Source organism: Pantoea wallisii (genome assembly GCF_002095485.1).
Classification (GTDB): Bacteria; Pseudomonadota; Gammaproteobacteria; order Enterobacterales; family Enterobacteriaceae; genus Pantoea; species Pantoea wallisii.
In genome coordinates, this window is record NZ_MLFS01000114.1 from 1 (window position 1) to 3964 (window position 3964).

The following is a 3964-nucleotide window of genomic DNA, read 5'->3' on the forward strand; positions in this document are numbered from 1 at the left end:
TCGCGCTGCGCGCGCGCGGCGATGAAGCGGCGGCGATCGCCCTGCTGCAACAGCAGCCGGCCTCCCCCCGCCGGGATAATACGCTGGCCGACTGGGCGCTTGAGCGTGGCGATGCGCGCAGTGCACTGGCCGGTTATCAGCGCGTGTTGCAGCAGGATGGCAATAATAGTGATGCCGCGCTGGGCCGTATCGACGCGTTGATCGCCCTGCAGCGCAGTGCCGAAGCCCGACACGCTTTACAACAGCTGCCGGACAGCGTGGCGCAGCAGAGTATTAACAGCGGGCGGCGCGTAGCGCTGGCCTGGCAACGCAGCGGCGACAGCGCAAAAGCGCAGCAGCTGTTTGACATGCTGAAAACCCGTGCGGCCCGGGAAACACCCTCACAGGCGAAAGCGCTGGTCTATCGCGACGCCGCACGGCTGGAGGCGCAACAGCAGCAGCCGGCGCTGGCGCAGCAGGATTACCGGCTGGCGATGGTCGCCGGTGCCATAACGCCGACGCTTCCGGCTGATAACGACGACTACACGCGCCTGACGCGCAATCAATCAGACGATGACTGGCTGAAGCGCAGTATCCGCAGCGACGCTGCCGATCTCTATCGCCAGCAGGACACCACGTTTACGCTGGAGCAGGACTACTCGCGCAATAAAGGCACCGGCGGAACCTCTGATTTCACCGCGCACACCACCATGATGCAGGCGGAAACGCCACTGGCGGACGGGCGCGGCTTTGTGCGTGTTGATCGCGTACAGGTCTCAGCCGGCACGTTTGCCACCGCGGACGGCAGCCATAGCGAGCTGTTCGGCAGCTGTAACGATGCCAACTCAGGCGGCTGCAGCCGTGATTTCACGCAGCGCGACACGGGCACAGCCGTTGGCGCGGGCTGGCACAATGACCGCTGGTCCGCCGACCTGGGCACCACGCCACTTGGTTTTGCCGTGACAAACTGGGTGGGTGGCGTGAGCTGGAAAACCGATATCGATGAGCTTGGGGTGACGTTTACGGCCTCGCGTCGTCCTGTCTCCAGCTCGCTGCTGGCTTATGCCGGCGCGCGCGATCCTGCGTCACAGGGCGGTAAAACCTGGGGCGGCGTGGTGGCCACCGGCGGCAGCGTGGGGCTGAGTTTCGATCGCGGCGGCGCGCACGGCGTGTGGGCCGACATCAGCGCGCATCAAATCAGCGGTGATAATGTGGCGGATAACAGCCGCGAACGACTCATGGCAGGCTACTACTACAAGCTCATCAATGAAGATAATCGCCGCGCCACTGTCGGCCTGAACAGCATGCTGTGGCACTACCAGAAAGATTTAAGCGATTACACCTTTGGTCAGGGCGGCTATTACAGTCCCCAGCAATATTTCTCCCTGGCCGTGCCGCTGACCTATCGCCAGCGCACGGAGAACTGGTCATTTGATGTCGGCGGCTCGGTCTCCTGGTCGCAATCAAAAACCGAAAGCCAGCAGCGCTATCCGGTTAACCCGGGCTTTACGCTGGCGTCTAATCCTGTCTCTGACAGCAGCTCCGGCCGTGGTTTTGGTTACACCCTGCAAGCCACCGTGGAGCGGCGCATCACACCACACTGGTCGGTGGGGTTGTCGATGGATATACAGCAGGCCAAGGATTACACCCCCAGCCATGGCCTGATCTATCTGCGTTATTCGATGGCGGGCTGGAACGGCGACATGGACATGCCACCTCAGCCGTTAGAGCCGTACGCCAACTTCAAATAGCTGCGGGCCGCCAGCATAAAGCCGCTGCGCAGCCAGAGAGGATTAGCGTTTCTCCTGGTACGCCAGCCAGGTCAGAAGTTGCAGACTGGCGGAGAAGTAATTTTGCTCCGGCGCCAGGCGGTCGCTCAGACTGGCGGTTTCGTTAAGCGTCAGATCGCGCACGGCCAGCAGCCCTCCGTCCAGGTTATAAGGTGCCGATGTATTGGCGAGCACATCAAACCATGCGGGCGTTGTCTGGCGCGCATAGCCCTGCCAGACGCGCTGGAACGGTACCAGCCGCAGGCTCTGCGGGTCGTACCACCAGATATTCAGCGGGATACGGATCGCGTCGTAACTGAAACGGTTAGAGTATCCAACCGCCGGCGCCATGGAGCCATCCGCATTTAAAGCCACCCAATCCAGCGGCAGTCCGGTTTTGCCAAACTGCATGTTGCCCAGCAGCGTCATGCCGTCATCAATCAACTCACTCCACACGCGCAGATGGCTGTGCTGCGCAAACTCACGCCACGCCGCGAACAGGAAATAGGAGGGATTGAGCACCACATAGCTGGTTTTATTAAACCCCTGTACACCCGGCAGCATCACTTTATGCCCGGCATAGTTGATAACCGTATGCTTCACCACCGCGCGCTGAATACGATCGGACGCCTGTTGATAATCCCCGCCCCACTTCTGCGCAGCGCGCTGTAGTGCCCAGGCGATCAGCACATCACCATCGGAGGCGTCATTTTTATCCGCTACCGGATCAGCGGCATCCGGCGTATAGCGCCAGTAAAAGAGATCGTTTTGCGCATTGTGCAGATGGGTTTGCGTCCACTGCCACAACAGATCAAATGTGGCCCGATCGTTGTTCGCTACCGCCAGCAGCATGCCGTAGCCCTGACCTTCCGTATGGCTGACGTTGTTATTAGCCGTATCAATAATACGACCTTCGCTGCTCATAAAGCGGCTTTTATAGGTGCTCCAGCCGTCCGCAGCCGCGTGAGCGCTAAAACAGATCATCATGAAACCCAGCATCCATTGACGCCATAACCGCATCGCTCTCATCACCGCATCCTATTGATATCGAAAGTACAGCGTACCGCTGTCAAGTTTTTCCAGCGTCAGCGGCACCCCCGCACTGCCACCCTGCGCGCGCAGCCACTGTGCATAAAGCCCTGCCAGCACGGCGCTCAGTGCCAGTTGCCAGCGCTCTGCATCCACACTGCTGTCACCCTGCGGCAGCGCGTGATGCTGCAGCAGAATCGCGTTCTCCAGCGGCTGTAACTGCACAAAGCCCCAGCTAAAGCGCGCCAGCTGAAGATTGATCTCCCGCTCCAGATCCTGCACGGTGCGCGCCTCCGGCAAAGGATAGCGTGCTGCCAGCGATTCGCCCACGCCGTTGAGGAAACCTTCTGCCTCTTCACCCGCGTTATCCAGCATGCTCTCAATCATCACGCTGACCAGATCAAACCAGCCTGGCTGATGCGGATGGCTGACGCGTGCGGCCAGTTGCTCACTCATTAGTTCTCTCCAAACAGATAACGGAAGTGCAGATTCGCTGTGCTCTCGTTGTAGTCGCCAAAGGTGTCGTAGCCTAACTGCCCGCCGATGGTGACATCTTTATTGATCTTGTAATCCGCTCCGGCGTGCAGGTTATAGCCGATGCCGTTTTTGCTCTCGCCGCTGTAATAAGCGCTTTTCACGAAGCCGCGATCGGCCAGACTTTGCAGCTGTGCCTGCAGTGCTGCATCGTTCGGGAAGTAAGCGCTTTTGTCCTGACTGTAAGATTGATAGCCAACCGATCCGCCAATGTTTACCTTCAGGTCGTCAAACTTGCGGCTGAAGTCGACGGGGAATGACACTGCCGCGTAGTTTTGCGGACTGAAATAGCCGCCCTGACCATAGCTGAAGTAGCTGAGGTTCTTTGAGAAATCCATCCATGACAGGCTCATGCCCACCTTAAGTTCGCGATCGTCATAGTGGAACGGGCGCACATAAGCACCGGCCGTTGCCTGCACGCTGTTGTTGCTGGCCACATTCTCCCCAATATAGCTATACGCGCCGCCGCCCACATAGAAGCCGGCATCGCCGTTATCGTAACTTAGCATGGCGTTGCCGCCGTTTTTCGTCACGCGGCCCCACCTCTTACCGCTGGTCTTATCCTCAACGCCAACGTACGACAGCAGGCTGTCGGTCATTGCGCGACGTTCGCCGGTCAGGATCAGCGTCAGGAAATCGGTCAGCTTCGGTGA

General features: G+C 59.4%; 4 protein-coding genes. 1 reads left to right on the forward strand and 3 read right to left on the reverse strand.

All coding sequences use genetic code 11. From position 1 onward, the window contains the following. On the forward strand, positions 1-1730 hold a 1730-nt coding region (gene bcsC / locus HA48_RS21720; protein WP_128603158.1), incomplete at its 5' end, for a cellulose synthase complex outer membrane protein BcsC. 42 nt (positions 1731-1772) lie between these two features. Here the strand turns inward: bcsC and HA48_RS21725 are convergent. From HA48_RS21725 to HA48_RS21735, 3 genes are all read right to left on the reverse strand, one after another. Further along, the gene (locus HA48_RS21725; RefSeq protein ID WP_128603159.1) at positions 1773-2777 is read right to left on the reverse strand and encodes a family 8 glycosyl hydrolase; all 1005 of its coding nucleotides are present in this window, start codon (positions 2775-2777) and stop codon (positions 1773-1775) included. A gap of 9 nt (positions 2778-2786) precedes the next feature. Further along, positions 2787-3233 carry a cellulose biosynthesis protein BcsD gene (gene bcsD, locus HA48_RS21730; protein WP_128603160.1) on the reverse strand — a complete coding sequence of 149 codons (447 nt, stop codon included), beginning with the start codon at positions 3231-3233 and terminating at the stop codon, positions 2787-2789. Then, positions 3233-3964, reverse strand: a 732-nt coding sequence (locus HA48_RS21735) for a cellulose synthase subunit BcsC-related outer membrane protein (protein WP_208613170.1), incomplete at its 5' end; no start/stop codon positions are given. The genes bcsD and HA48_RS21735, both read right to left, overlap by 1 nt.